The sequence below is a fragment of the Streptomyces sp. NBC_00704 genome (assembly GCF_036226605.1).
Classification (GTDB): Bacteria; Actinomycetota; Actinomycetes; order Streptomycetales; family Streptomycetaceae; genus Streptomyces.
The window spans coordinates 1883130-1898804 of sequence record NZ_CP109000.1; the positions used below are offsets into that span (position 1 = coordinate 1883130).

The 15675-nt window shown below is 71.0% G+C and carries 16 protein-coding genes; 5 read left to right on the forward strand and 11 right to left on the reverse strand.

Annotated features, from left to right (window positions below; genetic code table 11):
* Positions 1–117 precede the first annotated feature (117 nt).
* The 8 genes from OG802_RS08350 to OG802_RS08385 form a co-directional block, all read right to left on the reverse strand.
* Positions 118–450, reverse strand: coding sequence for a metal-sulfur cluster assembly factor (locus tag OG802_RS08350; RefSeq protein WP_020130530.1), 333 nt, complete (start codon positions 448–450; stop codon positions 118–120).
* Positions 447–914 carry a Fe-S cluster assembly sulfur transfer protein SufU gene (sufU, locus tag OG802_RS08355; protein ID WP_329416993.1) on the reverse strand — a complete coding sequence of 156 codons (468 nt, stop codon included), beginning with the start codon at positions 912–914 and terminating at the stop codon, positions 447–449. Before sufU ends, OG802_RS08350 begins: the two co-directional genes overlap by 4 nt.
* A gap of 19 nt (positions 915–933) precedes the next feature.
* Positions 934–2190: a cysteine desulfurase gene (locus OG802_RS08360; protein WP_329408647.1), complete on the reverse strand. Its 1257-nt coding sequence runs from the start codon at positions 2188–2190 to the stop codon at positions 934–936.
* Positions 2187–2972: a Fe-S cluster assembly ATPase SufC gene (sufC, locus tag OG802_RS08365; RefSeq protein ID WP_329408649.1), complete on the reverse strand. Its 786-nt coding sequence runs from the start codon at positions 2970–2972 to the stop codon at positions 2187–2189. Before sufC ends, OG802_RS08360 begins: the two co-directional genes overlap by 4 nt.
* 7 nt (positions 2973–2979) lie before the next feature.
* Entirely contained in the window at positions 2980–3312 is a 333-nt protein-coding gene (locus OG802_RS08370) for a bifunctional 3-phenylpropionate/cinnamic acid dioxygenase ferredoxin subunit (protein WP_329408651.1), read from the reverse strand.
* A complete protein-coding gene (sufD, locus tag OG802_RS08375; RefSeq protein WP_329408653.1) occupies positions 3312–4493 on the reverse strand; it encodes a Fe-S cluster assembly protein SufD in 1182 nt (393 codons plus the stop codon). Before sufD ends, OG802_RS08370 begins: the two co-directional genes overlap by 1 nt.
* A gap of 72 nt (positions 4494–4565) precedes the next feature.
* Positions 4566–5987, reverse strand: a complete 1422-nt coding sequence (gene sufB / locus OG802_RS08380; protein WP_329408655.1) for a Fe-S cluster assembly protein SufB — start codon at positions 5985–5987, stop codon at positions 4566–4568.
* A complete protein-coding gene (locus OG802_RS08385) occupies positions 5984–6727 on the reverse strand; it encodes a helix-turn-helix transcriptional regulator (RefSeq protein ID WP_329408658.1) in 744 nt (247 codons plus the stop codon). Before OG802_RS08385 ends, sufB begins: the two co-directional genes overlap by 4 nt.
* Positions 6728–6910: 183 nt before the next feature.
* Here OG802_RS08385 and OG802_RS08390 point away from each other — a divergent pair, with 183 nt between their 5' ends.
* The 4 genes from OG802_RS08390 to OG802_RS08405 all read left to right on the forward strand — a co-directional run bounded on the left by OG802_RS08390 (position 6911) and on the right by OG802_RS08405 (position 10552).
* Positions 6911–7708 (forward strand): aminoglycoside N(3)-acetyltransferase, encoded by a 798-nt coding sequence (locus OG802_RS08390; protein ID WP_329408659.1) that lies wholly within the window; start codon positions 6911–6913, stop codon positions 7706–7708.
* An 88-nt stretch (positions 7709–7796) separates the two neighbouring features.
* Complete coding sequence (locus tag OG802_RS08395) at positions 7797–8720, forward strand: ABC transporter ATP-binding protein (protein ID WP_329408661.1); 924 nt, start codon at positions 7797–7799, stop codon at positions 8718–8720.
* Positions 8721–8770: 50 nt separating this feature from the next.
* On the forward strand, positions 8771–9487 hold the full coding sequence (locus OG802_RS08400) for an ABC transporter permease (RefSeq protein WP_329416994.1): 717 nt from the start codon (positions 8771–8773) through the stop codon (positions 9485–9487).
* A 72-nt stretch (positions 9488–9559) separates the two neighbouring features.
* Entirely contained in the window at positions 9560–10552 is a 993-nt protein-coding gene (locus OG802_RS08405; protein ID WP_329416995.1) for a COX15/CtaA family protein, read from the forward strand.
* A gap of 85 nt (positions 10553–10637) precedes the next feature.
* On the opposite strand, the gene OG802_RS08410 is transcribed toward OG802_RS08405, so the two are convergent.
* From OG802_RS08410 to OG802_RS08420, 3 genes are all read right to left on the reverse strand, one after another.
* Complete coding sequence (locus tag OG802_RS08410; protein ID WP_329408662.1) at positions 10638–11744, reverse strand: amidohydrolase family protein; 1107 nt, start codon at positions 11742–11744, stop codon at positions 10638–10640.
* Positions 11745–11827: 83 nt separating this feature from the next.
* Positions 11828–12184: a hypothetical protein gene (locus OG802_RS08415; RefSeq protein WP_329408664.1), complete on the reverse strand. Its 357-nt coding sequence runs from the start codon at positions 12182–12184 to the stop codon at positions 11828–11830.
* Between the two features lie 94 nt (positions 12185–12278).
* A complete protein-coding gene (locus OG802_RS08420; RefSeq protein WP_329408666.1) occupies positions 12279–13232 on the reverse strand; it encodes a heme o synthase in 954 nt (317 codons plus the stop codon).
* A 354-nt stretch (positions 13233–13586) separates the two neighbouring features.
* Between OG802_RS08420 and tkt the strand changes: the two genes are divergently transcribed.
* Positions 13587–15674 (forward strand): transketolase, encoded by a 2088-nt coding sequence (gene tkt, locus OG802_RS08425; RefSeq protein WP_329408668.1) that lies wholly within the window; start codon positions 13587–13589, stop codon positions 15672–15674.
* Position 15675: the final 1 nt, after the last annotated feature.

Below are 15675 nucleotides of genomic sequence, written 5' to 3' on the forward strand. Positions count from 1 at the left end.
GCCGCCGCGCACGTCCGCCCGCACGCGGTCCGTCCCGCGGGGGAAGGCGCGTCGTAGAGATCCGTGAACAGATGCGGCCCCCCGGCCGGTCGCCGGGGGGCCGCATCTGTCGGGTCGTCAGACGTTGAAGCCGAGCGCGCGCAGCTGCTCGCGGCCGTCGTCCGTGATCTTGTCCGGGCCCCACGGCGGCATCCAGACCCAGTTGATGCGCAGTTCGTTGACCAGGCCGTCCGTGGCGGACTTGGCCTGGTCCTCGATGACGTCCGTGAGCGGACACGCCGCCGACGTCAGGGTCATGTCGATCGTCGCGATGTTCGCGTCGTCGATGTGGATGCCGTAGATCAGGCCGAGGTTGACCACGTCGATGCCCAGCTCGGGGTCGACGACGTCGTACAGCGCCTCGCGGACTTCCTCCTCCGAGGCGGGCTTCATCTCAAGGGTCTCGCTCATGCCGTGTTCCTTTCGGCTTCGGCTCCGCCCAGGGCCTGGGCCGTCGCGTCCTTCCACGCCATCCAGCTGAGGAGGGCGCACTTGACCCGGGCCGGGTACTTGGAGACGCCGGCGAACGCGACCGCGTCCTCCAGCACCTCCTCCATCGCGTCGTCGGGCTCGATCTTCCCCTTGGACTGCATCAGCTCCAGGAAGGTCTCCTGGATCTTCCGCGCGTCCGTCAGGTCCTTGCCGACCAGCAGGTCGTTCAGCACGGAGGCGCTGGCCTGGCTGATGGAACAGCCCTGGCCCTCGTAACTGACGTCCTCGATCGTCGTGCCGTCGTACTTCACCCGCAGGGTGATCTCGTCGCCGCACGTCGGATTGACGTGGTGCACCTCGGCGTCGCCATCGCGCAGACCACGCCCGTGCGGGTGCTTGTAGTGGTCCAGGATGACTTCCTGGTACATCGAGTCCAGCTTCATCCGCTCGCTCGCCAACCCCTCAGCCGAAGAAGTTCCGTACGTGCTCCAGACCGTCGACCAGAGCGTCGATCTCGGCCGGCGTGGAGTACAGATAGAACGACGCTCGTGTGGTCGCGGGAATTCCGTAGCGCAGGCAGACGGGGCGGGCGCAGTGGTGGCCCACCCGGACCGCGATGCCCTCCTCGTCGAGCACCTGGCCGACGTCGTGCGGATGGATGTCGCCGAGCGTGAAGGAGATCGCCGCGCCCCGGTCCTCGGCCGTGGTCGGCCCGATGATGCGCAGGTCGGGGACCTCGCCGAGCTTCTTCACCGCGTACTCGGTGAGCGCGTGCTCGTGGGCGAGGATCTTGTCCATGCCGATGGCGGACAGGTAGTCGATCGCCGCGCCGAGGCCCACGGCCTGGGCGATCGGCGGGGTGCCCGCCTCGAACTTGTGCGGGGCGGGGGCGTAGGTCGAGGAGTGCATCGACACGGTCTCGATCATCTCGCCGCCGCCGAGGAACGGCGGCAGGTCCTCGAGCAGCTCCTGGCGGCCCCACAGGACGCCGATGCCGGTCGGGCCGCACATCTTGTGGCCGGTGAAGGCCACGAAGTCGGCCTGTAGCGCCTGCACGTCCAGCGGCATGTGCGGCGCGGCCTGGGAGGCGTCGATGCACACGAGCGCACCGACCTCCTGCGCGCGGCGCACTATCGCCTCGACCGGGTTCACGGTGCCGAGGATGTTCGACACCAGCACGAAGGAGACGATCTTCGTCTTCTCCGTGATGATCTCGTCGATGTTCGACAGGTCCAGCCGGCCGTCGTCGGTGAGGCCGAACCACTTCAGCTTCGCGCCGGTGCGCTGCGCCAGCAGCTGCCACGGCACGATGTTGGAGTGGTGCTCCATCTCCGTGATGACGATCTCGGTCTCGTGGTCGACCCGGTAGGGCTCGTCGGCCCAGCCGAGCATGTTGGCCACGAGGTTGAGCGACTCGGAGGCGTTCTTGGTGAAGATCACCTCGTCGCGGCTGGGCGCGTTGACGAACGCGGCGACCTTGTCGCGCGCGCCCTCGTACAGCGCCGTGGCCTCCTCGGCGAGCACATGCACACCGCGGTGGACGTTGGCGTTGTAGCGCTCGTAGTACTCGTTGAGGGCGTCCAGCACCTGGCGCGGCTTCTGCGACGTCGCCGCGTTGTCCAGGTACACGAGCTTCCGGCCGTCGTGGACCTGGCGGTCCAGGATGGGGAAGTCCTTACGGATCGCCTCGACGTCGAGGAGGCCCGGCAGCTGCGTCACGCTGATACGCCACCCTTCGTGTCGACTCCGTCGAGCTTCGCATAGCCCTCGTAGCCCTCGTTCTCCAGCTTGTCGGCGAGCTCGGCGCCGCCGGACTCGACGATGCGGCCGCCCGAGAAGACGTGGACGAAGTCGGGCTTGATGTAGCGCAGGATGCGCGTGTAGTGCGTGATCAGCAGGGTGCCGACCTCGCCGGTCTCGCGGACGCGGTTGACGCCCTCGGAGACGATGCGCAGGGCGTCGACGTCGAGGCCGGAGTCGGTCTCGTCGAGGACGGCGACCTTCGGCCGCAGCAGCTCCAGCTGGAGGATCTCGTGGCGCTTCTTCTCGCCGCCGGAGAAGCCCTCGTTGACGTTGCGCTCGGCGAAGGAGGTGTCCATGTGGAGGCGCTCCATGGCCTCCTTGACCTCCTTCACCCAGGTGCGCAGCTTGGGGGCCTCGCCGCGGACGGCGGTGGCGGAGGTGCGCAGGAAGTTCGACACGGAGACGCCGGGGACCTCGACCGGGTACTGCATCGCGAGGAACAGGCCGGCGCGGGCGCGCTCGTCGACGGACATCTCCAGGACGTCCTCGCCGTCGAGGGTGACGGTGCCGCCGGTGACGGTGTACTTCGGGTGACCCGCGAGCGAGTAGGCGAGCGTCGACTTGCCGGAGCCGTTGGGGCCCATGATGGCGTGCGTCTCGCCCTGCTTCACGGTGAGGTCGACGCCCTTGAGGATCTCCTTCGTGGCGTTGTCGGCCTCGACGGTGACGTGCAGGTCTCGGATTTCAAGCGTTGCCATGGGTGCCTCAGGACTCCTGGGAAAGGGAGACGAGCACGTCGTCCCCTTCGATCTTTACGGGGTATACGGGGACGGGGCGCGTCGCGGGAAGGCCGGACGGCTTGCCGGTGCGCAGGTCGAACGAGGAGCCGTGCAGCCAGCACTCGATCTGGCAGTCCTCCACCTCGCCCTCCGAGAGCGAGACGTTCGCGTGCGAGCAGATGTCGTTGATCGCGAACACCTCGCCCGCGGTGCGGACGACGGAGACCGGCGTGCCGTCGAGTTCCACCCGCTTCGGGGTGTCCTCCTCCAGCTCGCTCAGTGCGCAGACCCGGACGAAGCGGGCGGGGTCGTCGGCCATCAGACGGTGGCCTTCAGCTCGGTCTCGATCCGGGCGAGGAGGCGCTCCTCGATGTCGTCGACGCCGATCTGCTGGACGAGTTCGGCGAAGAATCCGCGGACGACCAGGCGACGGGCCTCGTCGGCGGGGATGCCGCGGGCCATCAGGTAGAAGAGCTGCTCGTCGTCGAAGCGGCCGGTGGCGGAGGCGTGGCCGGCGCCGACGATCTCGCCGGTCTCGATCTCCAGGTTCGGCACCGAGTCGACCCGCGCGCCGTCGGTGAGGACGAGGTTGCGGTTCATCTCGTAGGTGTCGGTGCCCTCGGCCTGGGCCTCGATGAGCACGTCGCCGATCCAGACGGCGTGCGCGGCCTCGCCCTGGAGGGCGCCCTTGTAGACGACGTTGGACTTGCAGTGCGGGACGTTGTGGTCGACCAGCAGGCGGTGCTCCTGGTGCTGACCGGCGTCCGTGAAGTACAGGCCGAACAGCTCGGCCTCGGCGCCGGGGCCCGCGTACGTCACGCGCGGGTGCAGGCGGACGAGGTCGCCGCCGAAGGTCACCACGACCGACTTGAAGGTCGCGTCGCGGCCGACGAGCGCGTTGTGCTGGGCCACGTGCACGGCCTTGTCGTCCCAGTCCTGGACGGAGACGACGGTCAGCTTCGCGCCGTCGCCGAGGACGTAGTCGACGTTGGCGGCGAGCACGGCGTCACCGGTGTGGTCGAAGACGACGACGGCCTCGGCGAAGGCGCCCAGCTCGACGACCTGGTGGCCGTAGGAGACCCCGCCCTCGCCGTGCACCGTGACGCGGATCGGCTCGGTGAGCACCGTCTCCTTGGGGACGGTGATCACGCCGGCCTTCTCGAACGCGGAGTACGCCTGGGCGGCGACGCGGTCCACCGGGACGCCCGCCCTGCCGAGGCGCGCGTCGTCGCGGTCGACGAGTTCGACGACGACGCCCTCGGGGGCCTCGACGGCGACCTTGACGCCCCCGCCGGCGGCGACGGCGGTGCCGTCGTGCAGGCCGCGCAGCCGCTCCAGCGGCGTGAACCGCCACTCCTCCTCACGGCCGTGCGGGACCGGGAAGTCCGCGACGTCGAAGGACGGGGGCGCGCTCATGCGCGTCGCGACGGTCGACTCGGCGGCCACCGCGATCTGGCCGGCGGTGGTGCTGCCCACCGGGATATTCGTAGCCTCAGCCATGGCTGTCGGTCTGCTCTCTTCCTACGTCAGAAAACTGCTGCGCTGCTGTCAGGGGCGGGACGGGGGCGGGGCCTAGCCGACCGCGCCCTCCATCTGCAGCTCGATCAGCCGGTTGAGTTCCAGGGCGTACTCCATCGGCAGCTCCTTCGCGATGGGCTCGACGAAGCCGCGCACGATCATCGCCATCGCCTCGAACTCGCTGAGGCCGCGGCTCATCAGGTAGAAGAGCTGGTCCTCGGAGACCTTGGAGACGGTCGCCTCGTGGCCCATGGACACGTCGTCCTCGCGGACGTCCACGTAGGGGTACGTGTCGGAGCGGGAGATGGTGTCGACCAGCAGCGCGTCGCACAGCACGTTGGACTTCGAGCCGTGCGCGCCCTCGCCGATCTCGACGAGACCGCGGTAGGAGGTGCGGCCGCCGCCGCGCGCCACGGACTTCGAGACGATGTTGGACGACGTGTTCGGCGCCATGTGGACCATCTTGGAGCCGGCGTCCTGGTGCTGGCCCTCGCCCGCGAAGGCGATGGACAGGGTCTCGCCCTTGGCGTGCTCGCCCATCAGGTAGACGGCCGGGTACTTCATCGTCACCTTGGAGCCGATGTTGCCGTCGATCCACTCCATGGTCGCGCCCTCGTACGCCACGGCGCGCTTGGTGACCAGGTTGTAGACGTTGTTCGACCAGTTCTGGATGGTCGTGTAGCGACAGCGGGCGTTCTTCTTGACGATGATCTCGACCACGGCGCTGTGCAGCGAGTCCGACTTGTAGATCGGCGCCGTGCAGCCCTCGACGTAGTGCACGTAGGCGCCCTCGTCGACGATGATCAGGGTCCGCTCGAACTGGCCCATGTTCTCCGTGTTGATGCGGAAGTAGGCCTGGAGCGGGATCTCGACGTGCACGCCCTTCGGCACGTAGATGAAGGAGCCGCCGGACCACACCGCGGTGTTCAGCGACGCGAACTTGTTGTCGCCGACCGGGATGACCGTGCCGAAGTACTCCTTGAAGAGCTCCGGGTGCTGCTTCAGCGCGGTGTCGGTGTCGAGGAAGATGACGCCCTGCTCCTCCAGGTCCTCGCGGATCTGGTGGTAGACGACCTCGGACTCGTACTGGGCCGCGACACCGGCCACGAGGCGCTGCTTCTCCGCCTCGGGGATGCCGAGCTTGTCGTACGTGTTCTTGATGTCCTCGGGCAGGTCCTCCCAGGACTCCGCCTGCTTCTCGGTGGAGCGCACGAAGTACTTGATGTTGTCGAAGTCGATGCCCGACAGGTCCGAGCCCCAGTTCGGCATGGGCTTCTTCTCGAACAGCCGCAGGCCCTTGAGGCGGAGCTTCGTCATCCACTCCGGCTCGGACTTCTTCTGGGAGATGTCCCGGACGACGTCCTCGTTGATGCCGCGCTTCGCAGAGGCGCCGGCGGTGTCGGAGTCGGCCCAGCCGTATTCGTACTTGCCCAGGCCCTCGAGTTCGGGGTGGGCAGTCTCCGTGGGGAGAGTCATGCGGGGTTCCTCCCGGCCGTGCTTGCGGATGCGTTGTGGGTGCCTGTGGAAACTCTGGGGATGAACGTCGTGCAGACGCCGTCGCCGTGCGCGATGGTCGCCAGCCGCTGGACGTGCGTTCCGAGCAGCTGGGAGAAGAACTCGGTCTCCGCCTCGCAGAGCTGCGGGAACTTCTCCGCGACATGGGCGACGGGGCAGTGGTGCTGGCACAGCTGCTCGCCGACCGGTGCGCTGCGCGCCGTAGCAGCGTACCCGTCCGCGCTCAGGGCCTTGGCCAGCGCTTCGGTGCGCTCCTCGGGGGCGGCTGCCTCGACCGCCTCGCGGTACGCGTCGGCCTGCGCGGCGATCCTCGCGCGCGCGAAGGCGACGACCGCCTCGTCCCCGCCGAACCGCTCCTGGATGAAGCGCAGGGCGTCCGCGGCGAGCTTGTCGTAGGACTGGTCGAAGGCGTCGCGGCCGCAGTCGGTGAGCGCGAAGACCTTGGCGGGGCGCCCGCGCGTGCGCGCGCCGTAGACCCGCTGCTCGCGGGGCTGCACGACGTCGTCGGCGACCAGGGCGTCGAGGTGGCGGCGCACGGCGGCGGGGGTCAGCCCCAGCCGTCCGGCCAGCTCGGTGACGGTCGACGGTCCGTGGTCCAGGATGGATCGCACGACGCGGTTGCGGGTGGACCGCTCCCGGGTCGCGAGCTCCTCCTGGGGGGTCCCCGTGGGGGTCTCCCGAACCTCGCCGACGTTTTTCACAACGCCATTGTTGCGTAATTCCTCGGACACAGGCAAGCGCGGCCCGGCGGGAGGGGCGGTGCCCTGCGTCACTTAGGTGAACCTAATCTGACCTGGGGAAACGGTTCCCCGCCCCGTGGGGCGGGGAGGTCCGGCGAACAAACCGCTGGCCCCCGCGACACCGTTCGGGGACACTGCGACACCATGCCCACACCCCCTCCCACCGGCCCACTCGTCACCCGTGACTCCCTCGCGGCGGAGCTGGGCGCACTCGGCGTCGCACCCGGGGACATCCTGCTCGTGCACTCCTCGCTGCGCTCGCTCGGCTGGGTGTGCGGGGGCGCCGTCACGGTCGTGCGGGGGCTGCTGGACGCGCTCGGCCCGCACGGCACGCTCGTGGTCCCGACGCACACCGGCGACCTGTCCGACCCGGCGGTGTGGCGCAACCCGCCGGTGCCCGAGCAGTGGTGGGAGACCATCAGGGCGACCATGCCCGCCTACGACCCGCTCCTCACCCCCTCCCTGGGCGTCGGGGTGATCCCGGAGACGGTCCGCACCTGGCCCGGCGCCCGGCGCAGCGCCCACCCGCAGACCTCGTTCGCCGCGCTCGGGGCGCGGGCGGCCGAGATCACGGCCGGGCACGCGCCGGACTGCCGGCTGGGCGAGCACAGCCCGCTCGCCCGGCTGGAGGAGCGGGGCGCCCGGGTGCTGCTGCTCGGCGCGGGCTACGACTCCTGCACCGCCTTCCACCTCGCCGAGTACCGCGTTCCCGCGCCCCTGGTGCGCGTGGGGCGGCCCGGCCCGCATGGCTGGGAGGACGTGACCGAGGTGTCCGTCGACGCCGACCGCTTCGACGAGCTGGGCCATGACTTCGAACGCGACCGGGCCGTCGTGCGCGGCAGGGTCGGCGCGGCAGAGGCGCGGCTGTTCCCGGTCGCCGACGCGGTGGCCTACGCCGAGCGGTGGCTGGCGGTGCACCGGCCCCGCGAGGACGGGTTCTGAGCGCGCCCGCCGCACCCGTCGCCCGCGGGCGGCCGGTTCGCGCACCCCGCGGTCCGGGCCGCGGCCCGCGAACCTAGACTCTGGGGTCATGCGAAGCGAGCCTGTCGTCCGGGTCCAGGCCCTGGTGAAGCGGTACGGGGCGAAGACCGCGGTGAACGGCCTCGACCTGACGGCCGGGGCGGGCGTCACCGCCGTCCTCGGGCCCAACGGCGCCGGCAAGACGACCACGATCGAGACCTGCGAGGGGTACCGCAGACCGGACTCCGGCACGGTCCGCGTCCTCGGTCTCGACCCGGTCCGGCAGGCCGCCGACCTGCGCCCCCGCATCGGCGTGATGCTCCAGTCGGGCGGTGTGTACTCCGGGGCGCGGGCCGACGAGATGCTCCGGCACATGGCCCGGCTGCACGCGCGTCCGCTGGACGTCGACGCGCTCGTCGAACGCCTCGGGCTCGGCTCCTGCGGCCGCACGGCCTACCGCCGGCTCTCCGGCGGCCAGCAGCAGCGGCTCGCGCTCGCGATGGCCGTCGTCGGCCGGCCGGAGCTGGTGTTCCTGGACGAGCCGACGGCCGGCCTCGACCCGCAGGCCCGCCGCGCCGCCTGGGACCTCGTGCGCGACCTGCGCGCGGACGGCGTGTCGGTCATCCTCACCACCCACTACATGGACGAGGCCGAACAGCTCGCCGACGACGTCGCGATCATCGACGCGGGCGGGGTCATCGCCCAGGGCTCCCCCGAGCAGCTGTGCCGGGGCGGCGCCGAGAACACCCTGCGCTTCGCCGGCCGTCCCGGCCTCGACGTCGGCTCGCTGCTCAAGGCGCTGCCCGCCGACAGCTCCGCGGCCGAGCTGACCCCGGGCTCCTACCGGGTGATGGGCAAGGTCGATCCGCAACTGCTCGCGACGGTCACCTCGTGGTGCGCGCAGCACGGGGTGATGCCGGAGCGGATCTCGGTCGAACGGCACACCCTGGAGGACGTCTTCCTCGAACTGACCGGCAAGGAGCTGCGCTCGTGACCGCCACCGGCACCTACACGCCGAACCCCGGGGCCGCCCCCCTGCCCCGCATGATCGGGGCCCAGGCCGCGCTGGAGACCAGGATGCTCCTGCGCAACGGCGAGCAGCTGCTGCTCACCGTGGTGATCCCGACCCTGCTGCTGGTCCTGTTCAGCGGAGTGGACATCGTGGACACGGGCGCCGGCGAGGCCGTGGACTTCCTCGCTCCCGGCATCCTCGCGCTCGCCGTGATGTCGACGGCCTTCACCGGGCAGGCCATCGCGACCGGCTTCGAGCGGCGCTACGGCGTCCTCAAGCGCCTGGCCTCCTCTCCCCTGCCGCGCTGGGGGCTGATGACGGCGAAGACGCTGTCGGTGCTGGTCACCGAGGTCCTCCAGGTGATCCTGCTGACGGCGATCGCCTTCGCGCTGGGCTGGGACCCGCACGGCAACCCCGCGGTCGTCGTCCTGCTGCTGGTCCTCGGCACGGCGGCCTTCTCCGGCCTCGGTCTGCTGATGGCGGGCACCCTGAAGGCCGAGGCGACGCTCGCCGCGGCCAACCTGGTCTTCCTGCTGCTCCTCGTGGGCGGCGGGGTGATCGTGCCGCTCGACAAGTTCCCGCCCGCCGCGCAGGACGTCCTCGCCCTGCTGCCGGTCACGGCGCTCTCCGACGGGCTGCGCGACGTGCTCCAGCACGGCGCCGGGATGCCCTGGGGCGACCTGGGGATCCTCGCGGCCTGGGCGGTCGCCGGGCTCGCGGCGGCCGGCCGGTTCTTCCGCTGGGAGTAGCGCGGCCCGGCCCCGAGGGACCCTCGTGAAAGCGTGCACAAGCGGCCCGCTTACGATGGAGGCGTGCTGAACGTGACCCGTGCCGACGCCGTAGCCGCCGTGCGCAACCCCCTCTCCTTCATCGCCGCACGCTGGACCCCGGCCCCCCGGACGGTCCGGCGCGCGGCCCTGTTCGCGCTCGTGATGTCGGTGGTCATCGTGGTCACCGGCGGCGCGGTCCGCCTGACGGGTTCCGGCCTGGGCTGCCCGACCTGGCCCAAGTGCACCGACGACTCGCTCACCGCGACGAGCGCGATGGGCTTCCACGGCGCCGTCGAGTTCGGCAACCGCATGCTGACGTACGTGCTGTGCGCGGCCGTCGGCTGGGCGATCATCGCCGCGCGCTCGCAGAAGCCGTACCGCCGCAGCCTGACCCGGCTGGGCTGGGCGCAGTTCTGGCTGGTGATGAGCAACGCCGTGCTCGGCGGGATCGTCGTGCTCGTCGGCCTGAACCCCTACACGGTCGCGGCGCACTTCCTGGCCGCCTCGGCGTTGATCGCGGTCGCCACGGTGATGTGGCGGCGGTCCTCGGAGGGCGACGCGGAGCCCCGGGCGCTGGTCGGCCGGCCCGTGCGCCAGCTGGTCTGGTTCCTGGTGCTGGCCGCGGGGCTGCTGATCGCCGTCGGCACGGTGGTCACCGGCGCGGGCCCGCACGCCGGCGACTCCAGCGAGGTCGCCCGGATGCCGCTGGACTGGGAGACGGTGGCCAAGCTGCACGCCGTTCTCGCCTGGATCGTGGTGACGCTGACGTTCGCCCTGTGGTTCATCCTCAAGGCGGTCGACGCGCCGAAGAGCCCGCTGGACCGCACCCGGGACCTGTTCCTGGTGCTGCTCTCCCAGGGCGTCATCGGCTACGTCCAGTACTTCACCGACCTGCCCGAGATCCTCGTCGGACTGCACATGCTCGGATCGTGCCTGGTGTGGATCGCGGTCCTGCGCGTGCCGCTGGCGCTGCGCGAACGGTCCGCGACGCCGGTCGACCTGCCGGGCCCGTCGGCACAGGCCACGGTCGGCACCCGCGCCTGATCCACTGCGCGAGGGACCCGCGGGGGCCCCGCGGGCACAGGCCGCGCCGGCCCCGCTCACGCATACGCGGTGACCCGTTCCCCCCTCAGCCCAGCCGGTACACCCGGTGGGCGTTGCCCGCCGCGATCAGGCCGGCGACCCGTTGCGCGTCGCCCGGCGACCACGCGCCCTCCGCGACCCAGGCCCCCAGCACCCGGGCCAGGGCCTCGCGGAACAGCATCGCCCCGACCACGTGCAGCTCGGGCAGGCCGTGGGCTCCGCTGGAGAAGAGGATCTTGCCGAACGGGGCGAGTTCCAGGATCTCCGCGAGGACCGTCGCCGCGCGGGCGCCGGTGCGCACGAGCGCCGCGCCGGAGTCGGCGTAGACGTGCGGGAAGACCCCGGCGAGGTGGGCGGCGTGGCGGTGGTAGGGGTAGCCGTGCAGCAGGACGAGGTCGGTGCCGAGCCCGGCGGTCGCCCGGACGAAGTCCGTGAGCAGGGCGGGGTCGGTGCGGTCGATGCGCGCTCCGGGCGCCCCGAGTCCGGCGTGCAGTTGCAGGGGCAGCTCCGAGGCGACGGCCATCCACAGCAGGTGGCGCAGCAGCACCGGGTCGCTCAGCTCGCCGCCGGCCCCGCGGGCGGCCAGCCAGCGTCCGGCGGCGGCCCACACCTCCCCCGGGCCGGGCGGCTCGGGCGCGAGGGCCAGTCCGTGCCGGACGCCCGCGACGGAGGTGAAAGCCACGGCGGTCGCGGCCGCCGCGTGGACCGCCTCCGCGAGGTTGGCGAGAAAGGACTCGACGGTGCCGGAGGTGTCGGCGACCTGCTCGGCGAGGAGCTCCAGCCGCACGATCTCGCGGGCCTCGGCCGCTGCCGCGCCGGCCAGCTCGCCGGGCCCGGTGAGGTCCCCGGGCAGCCCGGTGTCGACCAGGTAGGTGGTGATGCCGCTGCCCCGCAGCAGCCGGCGGCCCGATTCCAGTACGCCGAGTTCACGACGCCGGGCGAGATAACGGGCGGGCGGGGCGTGCGGTTCCAGGCCGAGGAGCGGGGGGCACCAGCGGCGTACCGCGAAGCCGGTCTGCGTGTCGAAGAGCGTCGTGCCCGGCGCGGGCGGGCCCTCGGTGCGGGCCAGCTGGGCCTCGAAGGTGCCGAGGCCCAGCTCCGTTCTCAGGACGCCGTGGCAGTACTGGTCCACCAAGGACGGCGTTTCGAGCATCCGGACTCCCCGGGAGATGGACCACGTCGCTTCCACGGGTCCTAACGGGTGAACCGGGTGTCAGGTGTTGGCGTGCGGGAGGATCAGCCGTTCTTCGGTCCGCCGACCTGGATGCCCGCCATCCGCGTCCACTCGTACGGGCCCGTGCGCACCTTGGCCGCGAACTCGCCGTCGAAGGACTCGTGGGCGGTGATCCCGGCCTTGTGCACGGCCTGCTCGGCCACCGCGACGGAGGGGGCCACCAGGTCGCCCCAGCCGCCGTCCTCGCCGACGAGCACGATGCGGGCGCCGCGCTCGCCGATGTACGCGATCTGGCCCTCGGCCCCGCCGTGCGCCTTGGAGAACGCGCTGATCCGCTTGGCGAGCCGCGCCGCCCTGCGCTCGGCCCTGGCGGCCCGCCTGGCGTCGGCCGCCTCGTCAACCTGCTTGGTGTCTGCCATGGCCAGGATGCTACCGACGGGTAGATCGAACGGCGACGGCCGGGGTGCGTGGCCTTGGCCACGCACCCCGGCCGTCGGGCCGCGAGATGAGACGTCAGCGCAGGAAGGGGTCCACCGCGACCGCCACGAACAGCAGCGACACATAGGTGATGGACCAGTGGAAGAGCCGCATCTCCTTGAGCTTGCCGCCGGTGACCTCGGCCTTCGCCCGGTTCTGGAGTCCGTGCGCCTCCCACAGCCACCAGCCGCCGGCCGCCAGGGCCACCGCGGTGTAGAACCAGCCGGTGTAGCCCAGCGGCTGAAGGAGCAGCGAGACGCCGACCATCACCCAGCTGTAGAGGACGATCTGCCGGGCGACGGTCTTGTTGGAGGCGACGACCGGCAGCATCGGCACGCCCACGCGCGCGTAGTCGTCCTTGACCTTCATCGACAGCGGCCAGTAGTGCGGGGGCGTCCAGAAGAACATCACCAGGAAGAGGACGACCGGGGCCCAGGAGAGGGAGTCCGTGACCGAGGACCAGCCGATCAGCACCGGCATGCAGCCGGCGATGCCGCCCCACACGATGTTCTGCGAGGTGCGGCGCTTGAGGATCATCGTGTAGACGACCACGTAGAAGAGGAGCGCGCCGAGGGCGAGCCAGGCCGACAGCCAGTTGACGGTCAGCCCGAACAGCAGGGTCGAACCCACCGCGAGGGTGATGCCGAAGGCGAGGCATTCACGCGGGCTGACCATGCCGGTGACCAGCGGCCGCTGCGAGGTGCGGTCCATCAGCGCGTCGATGTCGCGGTCGATGTACATGTTCAGGGCGTTCGCGCCGCCCGCGGACAGATAGCCGCCCAGGCAGGTCAGGAGGACGAGACCGAGGTCCGGAACGCCCTGCTGCGCCAGGAACATCACCGGGACGGTGGTGATCAGCAGCAGTTCGATGATCCGCGGCTTGGTCAGCGCCACGAACGCCTTGACCCGGGCCCCGACCGGCCGCCGGCTCGGGCTCCGGCTCGTCCCGACGATCCCCACTGGACGGGATTCAACGGCCGTCACGCACACCCCTGACAGAGACTCCCAGCAAGCCCGGGGGTGTGAACTCCCCGTAAAGGCTCGCGCGTACCACGCCACTGTAGACGTTGCCCATACCCCGTTATCCGCCGGGGTGGGGTCGTGTTGGAGGACGCGTCGGTAGAGCTGGCGAGCACTCTGTTGAGCACTCGTACGAGCGGCTCCGTATTCACTTGCTGAACAGGGAACACACCGGTCGGGAGGCGGATCGCGAAGCTACCCGGCAGTCTGTAATGACTCGAAAAAATGCGCGTTCGCACGGGGGTAGGCTCGACCACGTCCGGTGGGCGCCGCGTGCACCGGCATTCGACATGCGTGACATGTGGAGAGGAGCCCTGACCCAGGGTGAGCACCAAGCCGACCACCACAGACCTCGAGTGGACCGAGCTGGACCAGCGGGCCGTGGACACCGCCCGCGTCCTGGCCGCCGACGCCGTACAGAAGGTCGGCAACGGCCATCCCGGTACGGCGATGAGCCTCGCGCCGGCCGCGTACACCCTCTTCCAGAAGGTGATGCGGCACGACCCGGCGGACGCCGACTGGGTGGGCCGGGACCGCTTCGTGCTGTCCGCGGGACACTCGTCCCTGACGCTCTACACCCAGCTGTACCTGGCCGGCTTCGGCCTGGAGCTGGATGACCTGAAGTCGTTCCGCACCTGGGGCTCGAAGACCCCGGGGCACCCGGAGTACGGCCACACCACGGGCGTGGAGACGACGACCGGCCCGCTGGGCCAGGGTGTCGCCAACGCGGTGGGCATGGCCATGGCCGCCCGCTACGAGCGCGGTCTGTTCGACCCGGACGCCCCGCAGGGCGAGTCGCCGTTCGACCACTTCGTCTACGCGATCGCCGGCGACGGCTGCCTCCAGGAGGGCATCTCCGCGGAGGCGTCCTCGATGGCCGGCCACCAGAAGCTCGGCAACCTGATCCTGCTGTGGGACGACAACCACATCTCGATCGAGGGCGACACCGAGACGGCCGTCTCCGAGGACACCGTCAAGCGCTACGAGGCGTACGGCTGGCACGTGCAGCGCGTCGCCCCGAAGCCGGACGGCGACCTCGACCCGCACGCCCTGTACGACGCCATCGAGGCCGCGAAGGCGGTGACGGACAGGCCGTCCTTCATCGCGATGCGCTCGATCATCGCCTGGCCCGCGCCGAACGCGCAGAACACCGAGGCCGCGCACGGCTCGGCGCTCGGCGACGACGAGGTCGCGGCCACCAAGCGCGTCCTGGGCTTCGACCCGGACAAGACGTTCGACGTCGCCGGCGACGTCATCGCGCACACCCGGGGCGCCCTGGAGCGCGGCCAGGCGGCCCGCACCGTGTGGGAGAAGTCCTTCCAGCAGTGGCGCGACAACAACCCCGACCGCGCCGCCGAGTACGACCGCATCGCCGCGGGCGAGCTGCCGGCCGGCTGGGAGGAGAAGCTCCCGGTCTTCGAGCCCGGCAAGGGCGTCGCCACCCGCGCCGCGTCCGGCAAGGTGCTCCAGGCGCTCGGCGCGGTCATCCCCGAGCTGTGGGGCGGCTCCGCCGACCTCGCCGGCTCCAACAACACGACGATCGACAAGACGTCGTCGTTCCTGCCCGAGGGCAACCCGCTGCCCGAGGCGAGCCCGTACGGCCGCACCGTGCACTTCGGGATCCGCGAGCACTCCATGGCCGCGGAGATGAACGGCATCGCCCTGCACGGCAACACCCGCATCTACGGCGGCACGTTCCTCGTGTTCTCCGACTACATGCGCAACGCCGTCCGGCTGTCCGCCCTCATGCACGTGCCGGTCACCTACGTGTGGACGCACGACTCCATCGGCCTCGGCGAGGACGGCCCCACCCACCAGCCCGTCGAGCACCTCGCCTCGCTGCGCGCCATCCCCGGCCTGAACGTGGTCCGCCCGGCCGACGCCAACGAGACCGCCATCGCCTGGCGCGAGATCCTCAGGCGCTGGACGAAGGTCTTCGGCAAGGGCGCCCCGCACGGCCTGGTCCTCACCCGCCAGGGCGTGCCCACCTACGAGCCCAACGAGGGCGCCGCCAAGGGCGGGTACGTGCTCTTCGAGGCCTCCACCGGGACGCCCGAGGTGATCCTCCTCGCGACCGGCTCCGAGGTGCACGTCGCCGTCGGGGCGCGCGAGGCGCTGGAGGCCGACGGCGTGCCCACGCGCGTCGTGTCCATGCCGTCCGTGGAGTGGTTCGAGGAGCAGGACCAGGGGTACCGGGACAGCGTCCTGCCCCCGTCCGTCAGGGCCCGTGTCGCGGTCGAGGCGGGTATCGGTCTGACCTGGCACAAGTACGTCGGGGACGCCGGCCGCATCGTTTCCCTGGAGCACTTCGGTGCTTCCGCCGACGGCAAGGTCCTCTTCCAGGAGTACGGCTTCACTGCCGAGAACGTGGCCGCGAAGGCCCGGGAATCCCTCGCCGCCGCCCAGCGCTGAC